Below are 16,594 nucleotides of genomic sequence, written 5' to 3'. Positions count from 1 at the left end.
GGGCCGGAGGAGATCCGAGAGGTCTCCCCCGACTTCCGCCCTCCCCACCTTCACCACGACAACCGAGACGAACAGATGGAGCTCGCGCGATGGCGGTCTTGTGCCCGCGCCCGGTCGCGGTGGAGGCTGGCGGCCGTCCCGATCGGTCGACGCCCTGGAGGTCCGGTGCCGTCCCTGTTCCGCATGCTCGACCTGCACGAGACCGTGGAGCGCGAACGGCAGCACCCGGGCGGGCGGCTGTTCGTCTCCGACTACAACGGCGGCCACCCCTTCGTCGCCGACTACCTCGGCCCGCTCGCCGACACCCCGCCGTACCTGCTCGGCGACGTCACCCGGTACTCGGCGATCGACGAGGACCACGCGCTGCGGACCAAGATCGCCCGGTTCCACAGCGCCTACGACGAGGTGGAGCACGGGCCGGGGCAGGTGATCCCGGCGGGCGGCTCCAGCAGCCTGCTCGGCACCTTCTGCACCTGGCTGCACCTGAACGGCGTGCGGCGCGTCCACTACCTGCCGCCGGTCTACTACAAGTTCGCCTACTTCTTCCGGAAGTTCGGCGTCGAACCGGTCCGGGTGAGCGAGCTGCACGCCCGACAGCCGGGATTCGCACCGGAGTTGCCCGAGGAGCGGACGGTCCTCCTGCTCACCGATCCGCTCTGGTACGCCGGGCAGCCCGTCCCGGCCGAGGTGATCGAACGGATCGGCGCGTGGCAACGGGCCACCGGGTCACTGGTGTTCGTGGACGGCACCTTCCAGTACCTGCGCTGGGACGGCGGCCGGCGCGAGGAGAGCGCCACCCTGCCGGCCGACCTCACGGTGCGGCTGGTGTGCCCCACCAAGTACCTGTCCATCCACGGCTACCGCTGCGCCCACCTGCTCGTCCCCGAGCGGCTGCGCGAGCCGCTCGCCGACCTCCACATCAACCTGCACGGGGACGTCACGCTCGCCGACCGGCTGTTCGCCCACCGCGCCGCCGACCTGATGCTCGACGGGGAGGGCAACCGGCGGCTGGTCGAGCACATCCGGGCCAACCACCGGCGGATCCTCCACAGCGGCGCACTGCGGGCCTCCGCGCCGGTGGACACCGGGTTCTTCCTGTTCGCCCGGGTCGCCGCCCCGGCCGACCGGCTGCTCGCGCTCGACGAGCGGCACTTCGAACTCACCGGCCACGAGGGGTTCGTACGGATCAACCTGCTGAACGAGGCGGCGCTGGACGGGCTGACGGCACTCAACCGGCCGACGGTGCCGGGCGGGCTGCCGGCGCCGGCCGGCTGATCTGGTCGCGGCGGTCCCACACGGCCTTGGAGATCCGGGCGAGCAGCCGGGCCGCCGGATCGGTGCGGTCCGTGCCGTCGGCGAGCGGGCCGGTGTAGCAGACGGCGATCAGATACGGCGGGCAGTCGGCCGACTGGACCAGGCCGACGCCGAGCCGGGTGCCGGGGAACCAGCCGTTCTTGAAGGCGATCCGGGTGTTGGCGGGCAGACCGGCGGCCAGGTCCACCCGGAACTCGTTGCACTCGAGGAGGGCGAGGAGTTCGGGCTCCTCGGCGAGCGAGCGCAGCAGCCGGACCAGGTCGCGGGCGCTCACCCGGTTGTGCACGCCCTGGGCGCGCGCCGCGTAGTCCTCGATTCCGCGCGGGGTGGAGCTGTGGGTGGCGCCGGCCCGGCGCCACACCTCGGTGACGGCCTGCTGGGTGGTGCGGGCCAGGCAGAGGTTGGTGGCCAGGTTGGAGGAGTGGGTGATCATCCGCTCGGCCAGCAACCGGAGCGGCACGTGGGTGCCGAGCAGTTCCCAGGGCAGCGGGTCGCTGTCCCAGTCCGGGTCGTTGCCGAACTCGCCGCCGACCACGGACTCGAAGCGGTTCACCACCGGCACTTCGGCGTCGAGGTTCACCCCGCCGCGGCACAGCGCGGCGAGCACCGCGACCTTCATCGTGCTGGCGGCGTCGTGAAGTTCGTCCGGGTTGTGGACGAACACCGGCTCCGCTTTTCCCGCCCAGGGGGCCACCACCACAGAGAGCATGGAGGAAGGGTAGGGGAGGCCGGGCCCGGAGCTCGACGGTTGCGCCGTACGACACGGGCCCGTCGCCGCTGTGACTGTCCGTCAGCAGCCGTCAGCTGCCGTCAACTGCCGGGCTGCGCTCCTTCGGGCTTCCGCAGCAGCCACTGGCCGGCCGTGCGGCGCGGCTGCCGCACGACCACGCGGCCGTGGCGCTTCGTGCCGACCAGCTCCACCCGCAGCACGACCGGCACGCCGGAGTCCGCCGCCCGCCGGTCGCTGACCCTGGCGAACTCCAGGGCCAGACCGTCGGTGTCGACCACGATGCCCGGACCGGTGATCAGCGTCAGGGTCTTGCCCTCCATGCCCAGGTCGATCCGCAGGGTGTCCTGGGTGATCACGGCCCGGGTGAAGTCGAGCGTCACGTCGCACCACTCCGTGAAGAGCTCCAGCCGGCGCGGCACCACCCAGCGCCCCTCCCGCCGGACCGGGCTCCACCGCTGGTCGATCCGCAGGACGTCCTTGACCTCCGCCACCACGCCGTCGGCGGAGACCGACACGGCCGGCAGGTCGGCGGTGAGCGCGGCCAGCTCACCGAACGTCCGGGCCGACAGGGCGGCCTCCAGGCGCTCGTCCAGCTCCTCCGCCGTCAGCCGGCCGTCACCCGCCGAGATCCGCAGCAGCTCGGCCACCCGGTCCCGGTCCGCGTGCGAGGCCCGCAGCCCGGGCTCCGGGCTGAGGCCGGAGCTGCTCCCGGCGGGCACGATCTCTCCCGGCATGCTTCCCGTCCTGAGTCCGACGATGGGATCCGCGCGGCGGGTCGGCGGCGCGGACACCGACTCACGATATATCGCGATAGGGGTTCCCGCCAGACCCGCCAGACCGCCGGCCCGGAGGACGGACCCGGGGGATCCCCGTCCTTTTCCACTCCTCCACATGGCAGCGCCCTGGACGGGGGCGTCCGATGGCCGCTCCTGTCCGAATCGGGACCTTCCCGCGCTTTCCGACTCCACACCCCGGAACGCACAAAAGCGGCGTCAATTCATAAACCCTCCATCGGCCCTGAAACGCCCACGGCCCGGTCGGCGGCGGATCCGGCCGGAAAAAACCCGGTCCCGGGGACTGCGCACGACCTGTACGCTGACCACACATTCGAACTGTGTCGAATCCGTTCGACTATTGATGAAATCGTGGGGGGAATCGGTGCGCAATCGCCGACTTGTGGTTCTCGCTGCCCTCGTGGCGGCCGGTGTCGGGATCACCTCGTCCGGAATCGCCCAGGCGGCCGCGCCCGCCCCGGCGCCCGGCTCGCCCGCCGCCTCCGTCGCCGGGATCGACGCGACGAAGAAGCTCCCGGGCAAGACCTTCACCAGCCCCGCCGCCAAGACGGTCGTCTCGAAGGCCGGTCAGCCGGCCGGCCAGGCGGCCAAGGCGCAGGGCGCGCCCGCCCAGGACGCGCCCGCCGCCCAGAGCGCCGCGAACCTCGGGATCGAGCTGGAGGCCTCGGCGTTCAGCGCCCACGGCTTCCAGCTCGCGACCCGGGTCACGTCCAGCGAATCCACCTCGGTGAACATGGTCATCGACTGGGGCGACGGCAGCAAGGCGTCGTACCCGATCGTCATCGGCACCAACGGCCCCGAGCTGCACTACGACAACCACCAGTACGTCGCCGCCGGTGCGTACACCATCACCGTCACGCTCTCGAACGGCGCGTCGACGGCCACGAACCAGCTCCCGGTGGTCACCGCCGGCGCCGAGTTCACGCCGCACGCCCCCGCCCGCCTGCTGGACACCCGCGAGGGCATCGGCGCCCCCAAGGCCAAGGTCCCCGCCCGCGGCACGGTGGCCCTGAAGGTCGGCGGCGCCTCCGGCATCCCGGCCGACGCCGCCGCGGTGGTCCTCAACGTCACCGTCACCAACACCTCGGGCTCGGGCCACATCTCGGTGGCGCCCACCCAGGACCTGGCCGAGAACGCCACGACCTCCAGCCTGAACTTCGTCCCCGGCCAGACCGTCCCGAACCTGGTGGTCGCCACGGTCGGTCCGGACGGCTACGTGTACCTGTTCAACTCGGACTGGGCGCCGGTCGACCTGCTCGCCGACGTCACCGGCTACTTCACGGCCACCACCGCCAGCGGCTACAAGTCGGTGCCGCAGACCCGCATCGTCGACACCCGCGAGGGCATCGGCACCGCCGCGGGCAAGGTCCCCGCGACGTCGAGCTTCGACGTGGCCGTGGCCGGCCGCAACGGGGTGCCGGCGAACGTCACCGCCGTGGCGCTCAACCTGACGGTCACCAACCCGCAGGCCGACGGCCACCTGATCGCCTACCCGGCCGGCCAGGCGGTCCCGACCACCTCCAACGTGAACTTCACCGCCGGCCAGACGGTGGCCAACGCGGTGATCGTGCCGGTCGGCCAGGACGGCAGGATCTCCGTGCGCAACGGCAGCTGGCTCCCGGCGGACGTCGTGGTCGACGTGGCCGGCTACTACACCCCCACCAGCCGGTCCGCCCTGGTCCCGCTGGTGGTGCCGGAGCGCGTCCTCGACACCCGCGAGACCACCCCCGACCGGACGGCCCGTCCGCTGCCGGGCCGCAGCTTCTTCGCGCTGGGGATGGAGGGTGACACCACCACCCCGCACGTCGAGGGCTGGGTGCTGAACACCACCGTCACCAACACCGCCGGGGCCGGCTTCCTCTCCGTGGACACCGACCCGAACTACTGGTCCGACTACCGGAACGGCACCGCGGCCGTCCCGCAGCGCCCGGTCTCCTCGACGCTGAACTGGACCGCCGGCGCGACCGTCCCGAACCTCGCCCAGACCCCGGGCGGCAAGGGCGGCATCATCGACTTCTGGAACCAGAGCTGGTCGAGCGCCGACCTGGTGGTCGACCTGCTCGGCTTCTACCAGTCGATCTGACGCACCGGAAGGCGTGAAGGCCGGGGCGGTGTTCCGTACGGAGCACCGCCCCGGCCCGTTCCCGCGGCCGCTTCGCGTCAGTTGACGAAGTAGCTGAACCCGACCGTCGCCGCGCTCATCCCGGCCGCGATCTCCCGCGTCAGCGACCCCTGACAGTTCGCCGCGGAGTACACGTCGACCGTCACGTCCGTGAGGTTCTGGACGAGCACCGGCGACACGGTCGGGTAACACCCCCGGGCCGGATTCTGGTGAGCCGCACCGTTCACCACCAGAACCCCCGTCGCTGCCTGTGCGGGCACGGCGAACGCGAGCACTCCGGCAGCGGCCAGCATCCCGACCGCGGCAATCCGACGACGCATGACTGTTCTCCTTTCCGAGGGCGCACAACGGGTAGGGGCGCCCTTCCGGAGCATGAATTCCCCCACCGCCCTGTTCATGTCAGGAAACCCGGCGCAAATCCCCCGAACCGACGACAGCACCCGGCCCGCCATTCGCGCCCGCCCGGCCGGGAGCGGAAAGTCGGACCGGCCGACTTCTCGTGCCCGGAGGGCCCTTCCGAGCCACTCCGGGAGGGCCGTCCGGGGCTTCGCCGCCGGGGTGTGCGGCGCTACGACCGCTCGGGGCGCCCCTCCCCGGCCGGGAGGGCGCGGACGGCGTCGGCGATCTCGGCGCGCAGCCGGTCGAGGGTGTGGTCGGGGCCGAGGATCATGCGGCGAAGCTGGGGCATGGCGAGGCTCCAGCCGACCAGGCCGAGCGTGAGGAAGAGCCGCGCACGGGCCTCGTCGGCCTCGTCGGCGCCGTCCGCGGGCCGCGCCGCCCGCAGCTTGTCACGGTAGTGACCGGTACGGGCCTCCTCGCCGGGGACGGGCCGGTCGCCGAGTTCGAGCGCCTCCCACATCAGCAGCCGCAGGGCCTCGGGGTGGTCCCGGTGGTAGTCGAAGAGCCGCTCGGCGTACCCGGACAGGTCCTCGGCGCCGGCCTCGCCGGGCGGGACGGCCCGGGCGAGGTCGGCCATGAGGCGCTCCAGGACGGCGGCGAAGAGCCTGCCCTTGTCGCCGAAGTAGTCGTAGATCGCCCGCTTGTTGGCCTGGGCCTGGGCGGCGATGCGGTCCACGCGGGCACCGGCCACGCCGTACGCGGCGAATTCGGCGGCCGCCGCCGCGAGGATCCGCTCTTTGGTTGCCGTCGAGTCGTACGCCATGGGGCGATGGTAACGAACCGGTTCGTTTGACGATCCCGTACGGGTCTGCCACGCTCGCACCGAGCAACCGAACCATCTAGTTCGTTCGATTGGAGTGGCGATGGCCCGGACCGATCCGACCGCCCTGCCCGAACCCGCCCCACCCGGGGCCGAACCGCCCGGCCCCGCCCCGGACGGCCCCGCCCCACCCGGGGCCGCGCCCGGTCGGCGGCTGCCGCTGGTGATGGCGCTGGCCTGCGGCGTCAGCGTGGCCAACGTCTACTTCCCGCAGGCCCTCACCCCGCTCGTCGCCGAGGGCTTCGGCATCTCCGCCGGCACCGCGGCCGGCGTCGCCACCGTCACCCAACTCGGCTACGCCGCGGGGATCTTCCTGCTGGTCCCGCTCGGCGACCGGCTCCCCCGGCGCCCGCTGATCACCGTGCTGCTGGCGGTGACGGGCTGCGCGCTGCTGGCCGCGGGGCTCGCCCCGGCCACCGGCCCGCTGATCGCCGCCGGCGCGGTGGTCGGCCTGGCCACGGTCGTCCCCCAACTGCTCCTCCCACTGGCCGCCGGCCTGGTCGCGCCCGACCGGCGCGGCGCCGTCATCGGCACCCTCCAGGGCGGCCTGATCGGTGGCATCCTGCTGGCCCGCACCTTCGGCGGCGTCCTGGGCGAACACCTCGGGTGGCGCGCCCCCTACCTGGCCGCCGCCGTACTCACCGGGCTGCTCGCCCTCGCCCTCGGCCTGGCGCTGCCCAGCACCGCACCGGCCGCCCGCGACCGGTACCCGGCCCTGCTCGGCGACACCCTGCGACTGCTGCGCACCGAACCCGCCCTGCGCCGCTCCGCGCTCTGCCAGGCCTCGCTGTTCGGCGGCTTCAGCGCCGCCTGGACCGCGCTCGCCCTGCTGGTCACCGGCCCGCACTACCGCCTCGACGTCCAGGCGGTCGGCCTGCTGGCGCTGATCGGGGCGGCGAGCATGCTCTGCGCCCCGGCCGCCGGCCGCCGGGTCGACCGGCACGGCCCGGACCGGGTGAACACCTGGTGCACCGGCGCCACCCTCGCCGCCGCCGCGGTCCTCACGGCGGGCAGCGCGGGCGGCGCGCCGGGCCTGGCCGCGCTGGCCGCCGGCCTGCTGCTGCTGGACGTGGCCGTGCAGTGCAGCCAGATCGCCAACCAGGCCCGCATCTTCGCCCTGCGCCCGGAGGCCCGCAGCCGACTGAACACCGCCTACATGACCTGCTCGTTCCTCGGCGGCAGCGCCGGCTCCTGGCTCGGTGTCCGTCTGCACGCCCAGCTCGGCTGGCCGGGGGTGTGCGGCCTCGTCGCGCTCACCGCGGTCGCCGCCCTGGCCGCGCTGAAGGCCGGGCCCGGGCGCTGAGCCCGGCACCCTCACACCGCACGCCTCACACCTCACACCTCACACCTCACACCGTCACGTCAGCACGTCACCACGTCCCGAAGGAGATCCCATGACGTTCCCGGCCATGCCGACCGCCGTCCTCCAGTTCTTCCGCGCCTCCCAGGAAGGCGACGCCGACGCCTGGGCGGCGGCCTTCGCCGAGGACGGCGTCTTCCACGACCCGGTCGGCACGCCGCCGATCACCGGGCGGGCGGCGATCCACGACTTCATCGCCTCCGTCCTGCCGAACTTCCGCCCGTTCCTGGGCCTGACACCCCTGGAGGCGCACACCGTCGGCAGCCACGTCGCGGTCTCCTGGCGGGGCGCCGCCGTCGCCCTGGACGGCAGGCCGGTCAACTGGTCCGGCATCAACGTCTACGAGTTGGACGACACCGGCCTCATCCGGGAGGCCCGGGCGTACTTCAACAGCGCCGTCTTCCGGGCCCAGCTCACCGGCTGACCCGGACCGCGCCCGCCCGTCAGCCGTCGAGGAGTCGCAGGGCCCGGCGCAGGTTGTGCTCGGCGATGCCGGCCATGGCCTCGCGGTCCGGGAAGCCCCCGTCGAGCAGGCGCAGCGGCCCCGCCGTCAGCGAGAGCCGCTGCGCCAGCGCGTAGAGGGCGAGCCGGTCCTCGTCCAGGCCGGCCGAGCCGTTGAAGCCGGCCGATCCGTCCGATCCGTCCGGCCCGCTCGGGCCGCTCGCCACGAGCCGGTGGTAGTCGGCCCGGTCCAGGCGGATCCGCAGGAAGACGTGCTCCCACTCGGCGTCGAAGTACATCGCACCCTCGACGTCGATCAGCACCGGGCGGCCGGCGGCGTCCACCAGCACGTGGTCGGGCCCGAGTTCACCGTGCACCACGGTGTACTCGGCGCGCGGCCGGACCGCCGCCGCCAGGTTCCGCAGCCGGTCAGCGAACCGGTCCCGGGCTCCGGCGATCCGGGGATCGCGCGCCGCCGCCTCCGCGAGGTCCCGCAGCGCGCGGTCCAGCACGACGGCCTCGCAGGACGGCCCGTGCGACGCTCCCCCGCCGTCGACCACCGCGATCTTCCCGTAGCCGGGCGCCCGGTGGCCGCGCATGGCGCCGAGCGCCTCACCGAGCCGGGCCAGGACCGGGGCGGCGACGTGCGGGTCGCGGGCGAGCAGCCGCTCCAGGTTCTCGCCGGGCACGTCCTCGACGATCGCGAGGTCGGCCGCCGCACTGCCGCTGTCCCCGTCCCCGTCCCGCTCCCCGGCGCGCTCGGCGAAGCGCAGTGCCGGGACCCTGACGCCGAGCGCGGCCAGCCGCGCGTGCGCGGCCTCGAACAGGTCGAGCCCGAGGCCGGGCGAGAACGGGTCGGCGAGGTCGTCGTCCCCCTCGGCCGCCGGCCAGTGGTTCTCGGACCTGGCCCACCGGTAGGCGACCGCCGTCGTCCCGTCGTCCATCAGCAGGCGGTAGACACCCTTTTTGCTGCCGCCGGCCAGCCGTTCGACCGCTTCCAGCCGCCGTCCGCCGCCCAGTGCGGCCCGCGCCGCGCCCGCCAACCGCTCCCGCACCACTGCCCGCACCGTCCCCGCCCCCGTCCTGTCCCCGCCCCCGTCCTGTCCCCGCACCGTCCCGTCCCCGCCGTCCACCCGTCCCGGACGCCCTGCCGGCCTGGTCGGCGCGCCCTACTGCCGCAGATGGCGGCTCACATCGCCGAACAGGGTGATCCGCACCCGCCGCTCCGCGAACCGCCAGCGCCCGTCCTCCCCGCGCGCGAAGCGGTCGTGGTACCGGCCCGCGGCGATGGCCCGCAGCGGGAGTTCGGGCAGCGCCTGCAGCACGGTGACGTACGAGCGGGCGACCGCCGTCCCCGCCTCCTCGTCCACCTCGACGGCCACGTTGCTCGTGACGTGCTGGGTCCGCGGCGTCCCGTCGGGGTGGACGATCAGCAGCTCCCGGAACATCGCCTCGATCGCGCCGCTCCCGCGCACCGGTTCGTCGTCACCGCCGACGAAGACGGCGTCGGCGAGCAGCGCGCCGAGCCCCGCGAAGTCCCCGTCGTCCACGAGTTCGGCATAGCGCATGATCAGGTTCTCGACCACCCGGTGGCTCGGCATCGGATCGGGTGCCGCGGACATGCTCTCCCCCAAGGTCGCGTCGGTCGTCCGCGCCCACTCTCCCACGATCTGATCAAGCGTCCGAAGACCGTCGGCGGAGGCCGCGGCCCGGCTGCCACCTCGCGGTCGACCGTGGCACCGCCCGAGGAGGTGAGCCCCATGACCGCAGTACCGCTACAGGTGCTCCCCCTTCCGGTCACCGGCCGGCGGCTGACGCGGGTGTCGCCGGGAGCGCCTCGGCCGCAAGGCACTCCCGAAGGCAACACCCTGGCACTCCCCGCAGTTCACCACCGCCTCCTCCGACGGCACGATCGCGCGCCGCACACGACGAGGCGGAGATCGCCGAGCTGTACCGGGCCCGGGCGGCGGGCGAGCCGGAGGGGCCGGTCGTGGTGCGCCACGACGCCCACCTGGCGGAGCTCGCCGTGCGTGGGTACCGGGCGGCGCTGGACGCCCTCCAGCGGCTCCCGGAGATCGGCGCCGACGGTCCGCTCGGCCGGTTCGGTCTCGCCATGGGCACCGCGGTCGGTGTGCCGCTGGTGGCGGCCGAGCCCAGGATCACGGCCGCGGTGTTCGGCCCGCACTGGCCGGACGCCCCGGTCGAGCGCGCGGGCCGGATCACCGTCCCGGTCGGGTTCGACCTCCGGTGGGACGACGAGCGCATACCGCGCGGTGCCGGCCTGGCGCTGTTCGACGCCTTCGCCTCGACGGAGAGGACGCCGCACGCCGACTCCGGCCGGCACAAGGCCCTGCCCCGCTTCGAGGCCGACGGCGAGGCCCGCTTCCGCGCCCGCCACCTCGGCCGCCCGACGGCCGACCCTGGCCGACCCTGGCCGACCCTGGCTGCCCCGGGGCGCCTCGGCCGGTCGCGGCCCGACCCGGTCTCGCGGCCCGACCCGGTCTCGCGGCCCGACCCGGCCGATCTCGGCGCCCGGCGGCTGCCCGCCGGACGCCCGGGGCGAGTTCCGCCGATCCCGTCCGATCAGGCCGCGGCCAGCCGGGAGATCTCGGCGGCGACGGCCTCCGGCTCGGCGGGGACGGTGACCCGGGCGACGCCGTCCAGGCCCGGGTGGGTGCCGACCCGGACGGAGTGCCCCGCGTTGCGCAGCAGGTCGAGGTCGTTGATGTCGTTGCCGAAGGCGTCGTAGGCGTCGATCCCCAGCGAGGCCAGCGCCTCCCACTTGTTCGTGGTGCCGGGGGCGACGTCGATGATCGCCTCGTCGAGGTGGTGGTTGACGCTCATGCCGAGCGCGCGGCAGGACGCGGCGAGGGCCGCCAGGTCGGTCGCTTCGACCACCAGGAACTTGACGACGGCCGGGAGTTCGGCGAGTTCGACCCGGCGGGCGAGGCCGCCCTGGTCGACCCGGCCGCGGATCGGGTGGTCGGCTGGTCCGGTGTAGGCGTAGTCCCACGGGCCGTCGGCGAGGTAGCCCGCCCCGAACCGCTCGACCTCGGCCAGCAGCCGGCCGAGTTCACCGGCCTCGAACGCGGCCCGCGCCCGCACCCGGCCGTCGACGGAGACCAGGCTGCCGTTGCCGCCGATCAGCGTGGCGGTGGGGAAGGTCCCGTCGAGGACGGGCAGGAGGTCGCGGACCGGCCGGGCGGAGGCGAAGACCAGCTGGTGGCCGGCCCGCTCGCAGGCGTCGAGGGCGGCGAGGATCCGGCCGTCGATCGTCCTCCCGTCGAAGCAGAGCGTGCCGTCGATGTCGAAGACCAGGGTGCGGGCGGTGGAGATCATCGTGTGATCGTATCCAGCCGGTGCCGTACACGATCCACCGGCCACCACGCGTCCGACCTCGGCCCCAGCGGGCGCACCGGACCCGCCCGGTGCACCGGTGCTACCCGTGGTCGGCCATCCGCTCGCGGTCCACCGTCACCGCCGCCCGGTCCAGTGCGGGCAGGCCGAGGTGATCGGAGATCAGCGCGGTGAGCCGCTGTTCGTAGTCCGGGGCCTCGAAGAACTCGCCTCCGATCCCGAGCCCGGCCGCCGTGACGAGCGGGGCCAGCGCGTTGGGCCAGCGCTCCCCGACGTGCTCGGCGCCCTCGTAGTCGACGCAGGAGGAGATCCGGCCGTCCCGGTAGTGGTACGCCATGGGGCCGAGGGCCTTGACACTGCAGGGATTGGGCACGAACACCACCAGCTCGGCGCCCTCGGGGCAGAGCCCGCGGTAGTCGACGTCGGCATAGTCGTCGCGGGCGTGGTCGAACATGGGGTGCACGACCACGCCCCACTCGCCGGGCGCCGGCTCCTCGCCCCGGGCGAACAGCGGGCGGTGGCGCGCGGTCAGCCCGTCGGCCACGGCGGCCCGGGTGGTGCCCCTGAAGAACACCAGGACGGTCTCGTCGTCCCCGCGGTGCTGTCCTTCCAGCCAGTGGATGGGGCCCTGATGGATCCAGTCGTAGTCCGTCATGCCCGGCACGGTAGCGCTCGGCACCGACAGACACCGTCACGCCCGGGGCGGCCCGTCCGCCGAACCCCCGGCGCGGCGGCGGTGGCGGCGGACCGCGTCGCGGTTGGCGCAGCGCTGGGAGCAGTAGCGCCGGCGGCCGGTGCGGGAGGTGTCGGCGAAGACGGTGCCGCACTCCTCGACGGCGCACCGGCCGAGCCGGTGCATGCCGCGGCCCACCAGGTGGAAGGCGGTGCCCACGGCGATCAGGGTGGACAGCACGGCGGCGAACGACTGGTGGTCGTCGCGGTAGTGGAGGTGCCAGCCGCCCGTGTGGTCGGTCAGCCGGGGGTGGGCGGCGTCGGCGGCCAGCATCCGGTTGAGCCGCCCGGCCCGTTCGTGTTCGTCGGCCGCGTCGACCACCGACTCCCAGGTGTCCAGCAGGGCCAGTACGCGGGCCAGGTCCGACGGCCGCACCGGCCCGTCGACGACCAGCCCGGCGGCCCGGCAGCGGTCGGCCAGTTCCCCGGCCGTCCCGGGGCGCCGGTTGGCCAGGTCCGCGGCGAGCCGCACGGCGGCGTCTCCGTAAGGGTTGAGGTGCACAAGACCATGACACCAGGCTTCCGACCATGAGTCAGCACACCGACGCCGGAAGGCGCTCCGGGCCGACGCCCTCCGAGGACGCCGCCCGCCCGCCCCGGTACCGCTGGGTGGTCCTCGCGGTCGCCACCGTCACCCAGGCCTCCGCCGGCTTCCTCGTCCAGGGCATCGGGGCGATGGCCGTTCCCCTGCAGCACGCGCTGGACCTCAGTACGGCCCAGCTCGGCCTGCTCCTGTCCGCCTCGCAACTCGTCCCGCTGGTCGGCCTGCTGGTCGCCGGTGAGCTCCTGGACCGGTACAACGAGCGCTGGGTCGTCGGCATCGGCGCCGCCGTGGTCGGCGCGGCCCTGCTGGTCGGCGGCCTCGCCCGGGGGTACGGCTCCCTGCTCGCCGTCCTGCTGGTCGTCGGCGCCGGGTACAGCACCGTGCAGCCGGGCGGCAGCAAGTCGGTGGCGGCCTGGTTCGAGCCCGCCCGGCGGGGGCTGGCCATGGGCGTGCGCCAGGCCGGGCTGCCGCTGGGCGGGGCGCTCTCCGCGGCCGTCCTGCCGGCGGTGGCCGTGGCGTACGGGTGGCGGGCGGCGCTCGTGGCGGGCGGGCTGGTCGCGCTCCTGGGCGCCGGGCTCTTCATGGCGCTCTACCGGCGACCGTCGACGGCCCCGGTCGACCGCCCCGCCGCCGCCTCCGGCCCGACGGAATCCGCCGCGCCGACGGACTCCGCCTCACCGAAGGACTCCGCCCGCTCCCGGCCGCGGATGCTCCGTGAGCCGGCCATCGCGCGGATCCTGGTCTCGGGCCTGAGCCTGGTCTCCGTCCACAGCGGCATCGGGGTGCTCGGCGCGCTGTACCTGCACGACGTGACGGCCCTCGGCCCCGGCCCGACCGCCGCCGTCCTGGTCGCCGTCCAGGTGGCCGGGGCGGCCGGCCGGATCGCGCTGGCCGCCTGGAGCGACCGGAGCCGTGCCGGACGGTACCGGGCCGTCCTGGTCTGCCTGGGCGCGGTGGTGGCCGGACTGATCGCCCTGACGACGCCGGCCGGCCGGTCCCCCGCGGTGGCCGCCCTCCTGTTCACCTGGCTCGGCTTCTTCGGAATCGGCTGGTACGGCCCCTGGGTGGCCCACCTCGCGGAGGCGGCGCCCCCGGGGCGGACCGGCTTCGCCCTCGGCCTGGTGATGGCGGTCAACCAACTGGCCGTCGTGCTGGTCCCGCCGGCCCTCGGACTGCTCCGCGACACCACCCACGGCTTCGCCTCCGCCTGGGCCGCCCTCGCCGCAGCCGCGGCCCTGGCCCTCGCGACCACCGCCCGCGGCGAGCGCGGCACCCCTGCCGCCGCGGGCGGCGCACCGCCGGGTAGCGTACGGCCGTGATCAACGAGACGCCTCCCGGGTGGTACCCGGCCCCCGGACCGGACGGCGCCCCGGGCCACGAGCGCTGGTGGGACGGCAACGCCTGGACCAGTGACATCCGGCCGGCCGGGAGCGGCTACGGCTACCCGGGCGAGGAGGCGTACCCGGCCGCTCAGGCCTACCCGGCCGCTCAGCCTTACCCCGCCCCGCAGCCCTACCCCGCCGCTCAGCCGTACCCGGCCCCGCAGGCCTACCCCGCCCCGGGGTACGGCTACCCCGGGCTCGGCCACCCGGCCATGGCCGCCCCCTCTCCCGCTCCCGTCCCCAAGCGGTCCAGGGCGGGCGTGGTCATCGGCGTCACGGTCGCCGTGCTGGCGGTCGGCGGCATCGCCGGGTTCGCGCTCAGCCGGGGTGGCGACCCGACGGCGGGCCCCACCGCCGATCCCACCGTCTCGGTCAGCCGCAGCGCCGGCCCGACGACCAGCACCACCCCCGCCCCGAAGCCGTCCACGCCCAAGCCCGCCCCGGTCCTCAAGAGCACCGTCGCGGACAAGCAGCACGCGATCACCGTCCCCGTGTTCGAGGGCTGGACCGCCGCGACCGAGACCCAGCGGGCGATCTTCCTCGGCAGCGGCGAGTACCCCTGCTCGAACGGCCGCACCTGCGTCCGCGGCCGGTTCTCGGTGGAGAAGGACACCGTCCAGGGCGACACGGCCAAGGCCGCCGCCGACGCCGCGATGCCGGGCATCGCCAAGCAGATCTTCAGCGGGATGGCCTCGCAGACCGACTACGGTTCGGGCAACATCACCGTCGCCGGAGTGGCCGGCTACGCCACCCGCTGGCACATCACCAACACCGACGGCACCCAGGGCTACGTCCTGTTGGCGGCCCTCCCCGCCAAGGGCGGCGGCTACGTGGTCTTCGACGGCGGAGTGGACGACGACCCGGCCGCCCCGGACGTCACGGTGCTGGACCAGATCCTCCTCGGCGTCAAGAAGGACGAAGTCCCCGCCAACGGCGCCTGACACCAAGGAGGTTCACGGACCGGCAGGGCAACAGTCGGAGCCGCCGGCACCCCCTGTCGAACCGGCGAACCGCGCAAGGCCGGACCACACACCGCCAGGGCGACAGCCGCCCCCGGGCAGGTCCGGACGGGCCGACGCGGGCACCCCGGGACGCAGCCGGCCGGGACGGGGGACGACGAGGGCCCCTCGGCGGGATGACTCCACCGAGGGGCCCTGATAGTGACAGACCGTCAACTGCGTTGCGGGGCAGGCAATGTGGCCGATCCGGCGAGCAGCGGCCACTCGCGGTGGAAGGGCGGCAGCGGCAGCTTGCCCTCGATGATCGGGGTACCGAAGACCTTCAGGTGGGCGAGCAGCGAGCCGTTCAGGTCGACGCCGCCGACCAGGGACCAACTTCCCTGCACCTGGGGCGGGTTGCCGGAGGAGTCGGCGACCAGTGAGCCTTCGGCCTGGGCGCGCAGGTAGGGGGCGACGGTGGTCTCCACGCCGACGGTGTCGTACAGGCCGAGGCTGATCTCGGCGCCGAGGGCGGCCCGTACGCCGGCCTTGCCGTTGAGCCGCACGTGCACCGGGGTGACCTTGGTCTCGGCACTGGTGACCGGGGTCCAGCCCTTGCCGCCGGTGTAGTCGGCGCGCACCGCCCAGGTGCCGGCAGCGTCCTGTTCCGCCTCCAGGTGGACCTGGCCGTCGGCGCCGACCTCCAGGTAGCAGGTGAGGCCGAGGTTGACGACCACCGGCAGCCCGGCGACGGTGAGCACCGGGCTGGCCTGGAGCTTGGCGAAGGGCACCCGGACGGGGGCCGCGCCGGTGCCGCGGGCGGCGTCGCCGGTGACCTTCCACTGGGCGTGGGCGCCGAGGTCGAAGCCGATCGAGGCGGTGCGCGGGCTGCCGGCCGCCGCGCCGTGGTAGGCGAAGTGGACGGCGGGGTGGAGCTGGAGCGAGCCGGACGCGTCGAGGCTCGCGCCGTCGGGCAGCGGGACGGGGGCCTTGAGGTTCACTTCGAGGGTGCCGGAGGCGTCGGCCCGCACGCCGTCGCCGCTCAGCCCGGCAGTCGCCTTGAGGTCCTTGACCAGCGGGGTCACCGTGATGCCGTGCGGGTCGACGGGGACGTCGCCGTCGGCTTCGGTGCCGCCGAGGAGTTCGGCCAGGGTGGCCGGGCGGGTGGTCAGGGCGAGCGTGTCGCCCGAGCCGGGGCGCACGCCGGTGACGGCAAGCAGGGCGCCCTGCGGGGCCGCGGCGGTGGGCGGGCTGGCGATCAGCTGTCCGGGCTGGACGGCGGGGGCCGCGGCGGTGGGGACGGCGCCCGGCGAGGCGGCGGCGGATGCCGGGGCCGAAGCGGCGGCCGAGGCCGACGCCGGAGCGGAGGCGGGAGCCGACGCCGCACCGGTCGCCCCTGCCGCCGAGAGCACCGCGGTGCCGCCCGCCGGGTCGTACGCCGTCAGCTGGAGGTTCTTGGTCGCCGCCGTGACCGCGCCACCGTCCTTGCCGGGACTGCCGATCGCGGCCTGCCGGTCTCCGGCGGGCGCCGCGGTGACGGGTGCCGTGCCCGGGGTCGGGCGGCCTGCGGCGGGACTGCCCGCTCTGGCGCGCGGGGTGGCTGGTCGGCCCGACGGACCGTCCGGCATGATCCCCTCGACAGGACCGAGAGGAGAGGTGGC

General features: G+C 74.6%; 16 protein-coding genes and 1 pseudogene. 7 read left to right on the top strand and 10 right to left on the bottom strand.

Features of this window, described 5'->3' with window-relative positions:
• Positions 1–165: 165 nt before the first annotated feature.
• Positions 166–1,275: an aminotransferase class I/II-fold pyridoxal phosphate-dependent enzyme gene (locus AB0E96_RS25745; RefSeq protein ID WP_359827692.1), complete on the top strand. Its 1,110-nt coding sequence runs from the start codon at positions 166–168 to the stop codon at positions 1,273–1,275.
• On the opposite strand, the gene AB0E96_RS25740 is transcribed toward AB0E96_RS25745, so the two are convergent.
• Positions 1,229–2,023, bottom strand: a complete 795-nt coding sequence (locus AB0E96_RS25740) for a serine hydrolase (RefSeq protein ID WP_359827690.1) — start codon at positions 2,021–2,023, stop codon at positions 1,229–1,231. The two genes, AB0E96_RS25745 and AB0E96_RS25740, sit on opposite strands and share 47 nt — an antisense overlap.
• 101 nt (positions 2,024–2,124) lie before the next feature.
• Complete coding sequence (locus AB0E96_RS25735) at positions 2,125–2,778, bottom strand: DUF1707 domain-containing protein (protein ID WP_359827689.1); 654 nt, start codon at positions 2,776–2,778, stop codon at positions 2,125–2,127.
• A gap of 442 nt (positions 2,779–3,220) precedes the next feature.
• Between AB0E96_RS25735 and AB0E96_RS25730 the strand changes: the two genes are divergently transcribed.
• Positions 3,221–4,921, top strand: a complete 1,701-nt coding sequence (locus AB0E96_RS25730; RefSeq protein WP_359827687.1) for a hypothetical protein — start codon at positions 3,221–3,223, stop codon at positions 4,919–4,921.
• 77 nt (positions 4,922–4,998) lie between these two features.
• On the opposite strand, the gene AB0E96_RS25725 is transcribed toward AB0E96_RS25730, so the two are convergent.
• Positions 4,999–5,280 carry a hypothetical protein gene (locus tag AB0E96_RS25725; RefSeq protein WP_359827686.1) on the bottom strand — a complete coding sequence of 94 codons (282 nt, stop codon included), beginning with the start codon at positions 5,278–5,280 and terminating at the stop codon, positions 4,999–5,001.
• 248 nt (positions 5,281–5,528) lie between these two features.
• Positions 5,529–6,122, bottom strand: a complete 594-nt coding sequence (locus AB0E96_RS25720) for a TetR family transcriptional regulator (RefSeq protein ID WP_359827685.1) — start codon at positions 6,120–6,122, stop codon at positions 5,529–5,531.
• A 223-nt stretch (positions 6,123–6,345) separates the two neighbouring features.
• On the opposite strand from AB0E96_RS25720, the gene AB0E96_RS25715 reads away from it, so the two are divergent.
• On the top strand, positions 6,346–7,482 hold the full coding sequence (locus tag AB0E96_RS25715; protein ID WP_359827696.1) for an MFS transporter: 1,137 nt from the start codon (positions 6,346–6,348) through the stop codon (positions 7,480–7,482).
• Between the two features lie 91 nt (positions 7,483–7,573).
• Positions 7,574–7,963 (top strand): nuclear transport factor 2 family protein, encoded by a 390-nt coding sequence (locus tag AB0E96_RS25710; RefSeq protein WP_359827684.1) that lies wholly within the window; start codon positions 7,574–7,576, stop codon positions 7,961–7,963.
• 19 nt (positions 7,964–7,982) lie between these two features.
• Here the strand turns inward: AB0E96_RS25710 and AB0E96_RS25705 are convergent, their stop codons facing one another.
• Entirely contained in the window at positions 7,983–9,038 is a 1,056-nt protein-coding gene (locus tag AB0E96_RS25705) for a phosphotransferase (RefSeq protein ID WP_359827694.1), read from the bottom strand.
• A gap of 111 nt (positions 9,039–9,149) precedes the next feature.
• Entirely contained in the window at positions 9,150–9,602 is a 453-nt protein-coding gene (locus tag AB0E96_RS25700) for a nuclear transport factor 2 family protein (RefSeq protein WP_359827682.1), read from the bottom strand.
• A gap of 302 nt (positions 9,603–9,904) precedes the next feature.
• On the opposite strand from AB0E96_RS25700, the pseudogene AB0E96_RS25695 reads away from it, so the two are divergent.
• Positions 9,905–10,384: pseudogene (locus tag AB0E96_RS25695) on the top strand (alpha/beta hydrolase); the annotation flags it as partial.
• A gap of 179 nt (positions 10,385–10,563) precedes the next feature.
• On the opposite strand, the gene AB0E96_RS25690 reads toward AB0E96_RS25695, so the two are convergent.
• The 3 genes from AB0E96_RS25690 to AB0E96_RS25680 form a co-directional block, all read right to left on the bottom strand.
• Complete coding sequence (locus tag AB0E96_RS25690) at positions 10,564–11,319, bottom strand: HAD family hydrolase (RefSeq protein ID WP_359827680.1); 756 nt, start codon at positions 11,317–11,319, stop codon at positions 10,564–10,566.
• 100 nt (positions 11,320–11,419) lie between these two features.
• Entirely contained in the window at positions 11,420–11,992 is a 573-nt protein-coding gene (locus AB0E96_RS25685) for a hypothetical protein (RefSeq protein WP_359827679.1), read from the bottom strand.
• 36 nt (positions 11,993–12,028) lie between these two features.
• A complete protein-coding gene (locus AB0E96_RS25680) occupies positions 12,029–12,571 on the bottom strand; it encodes a CGNR zinc finger domain-containing protein (RefSeq protein WP_359827678.1) in 543 nt (180 codons plus the stop codon).
• A gap of 26 nt (positions 12,572–12,597) precedes the next feature.
• Between AB0E96_RS25680 and AB0E96_RS25675 the strand changes: the two genes are divergently transcribed.
• Both AB0E96_RS25675 and AB0E96_RS25670 read left to right on the top strand, forming a co-directional pair.
• Complete coding sequence (locus AB0E96_RS25675) at positions 12,598–13,932, top strand: MFS transporter (protein WP_359827677.1); 1,335 nt, start codon at positions 12,598–12,600, stop codon at positions 13,930–13,932.
• Positions 13,929–14,936, top strand: a complete 1,008-nt coding sequence (locus AB0E96_RS25670; protein ID WP_359827676.1) for a DUF2510 domain-containing protein — start codon at positions 13,929–13,931, stop codon at positions 14,934–14,936. The genes AB0E96_RS25675 and AB0E96_RS25670 overlap by 4 nt, the downstream gene beginning before the upstream one ends.
• Positions 14,937–15,166: 230 nt before the next feature.
• Here AB0E96_RS25670 and AB0E96_RS25665 read toward each other — a convergent pair.
• On the bottom strand, positions 15,167–16,594 hold a 1,428-nt coding region (locus AB0E96_RS25665; RefSeq protein WP_359827674.1), incomplete at its 5' end, for a hypothetical protein.

The sequence above is a fragment of the Kitasatospora sp. NPDC036755 genome (assembly GCF_040636595.1).
In the GTDB taxonomy this organism is placed as follows: Bacteria; Actinomycetota; Actinomycetes; order Streptomycetales; family Streptomycetaceae; genus Kitasatospora.
This window is presented reverse-complemented; position numbering and strand designations above follow the sequence as displayed.

Excerpts from the sequence above, each read along its gene's own strand:
- AB0E96_RS25740 (WP_359827690.1), bottom strand. The coding sequence starts at position 2,023 with ATGCTCTCTGTGGTGGTGGCCCCCTGGGCGGGAAAAGCGGAGCCGGTG.
- AB0E96_RS25735 (WP_359827689.1), bottom strand. The coding sequence starts at position 2,778 with ATGCCGGGAGAGATCGTGCCCGCCGGGAGCAGCTCCGGCCTCAGCCCG.
- AB0E96_RS25725 (WP_359827686.1), bottom strand. The coding sequence starts at position 5,280 with ATGCGTCGTCGGATTGCCGCGGTCGGGATGCTGGCCGCTGCCGGAGTG.
- AB0E96_RS25720 (WP_359827685.1), bottom strand. The coding sequence starts at position 6,122 with ATGGCGTACGACTCGACGGCAACCAAAGAGCGGATCCTCGCGGCGGCG.
- AB0E96_RS25715 (WP_359827696.1), top strand. The coding sequence starts at position 6,346 with ATGGCGCTGGCCTGCGGCGTCAGCGTGGCCAACGTCTACTTCCCGCAG.
- AB0E96_RS25710 (WP_359827684.1), top strand. The coding sequence starts at position 7,574 with ATGACGTTCCCGGCCATGCCGACCGCCGTCCTCCAGTTCTTCCGCGCC.
- AB0E96_RS25700 (WP_359827682.1), bottom strand. The coding sequence starts at position 9,602 with ATGTCCGCGGCACCCGATCCGATGCCGAGCCACCGGGTGGTCGAGAAC.
- AB0E96_RS25690 (WP_359827680.1), bottom strand. The coding sequence starts at position 11,319 with ATGATCTCCACCGCCCGCACCCTGGTCTTCGACATCGACGGCACGCTC.
- AB0E96_RS25685 (WP_359827679.1), bottom strand. The coding sequence starts at position 11,992 with ATGACGGACTACGACTGGATCCATCAGGGCCCCATCCACTGGCTGGAA.
- AB0E96_RS25675 (WP_359827677.1), top strand. The coding sequence starts at position 12,598 with ATGAGTCAGCACACCGACGCCGGAAGGCGCTCCGGGCCGACGCCCTCC.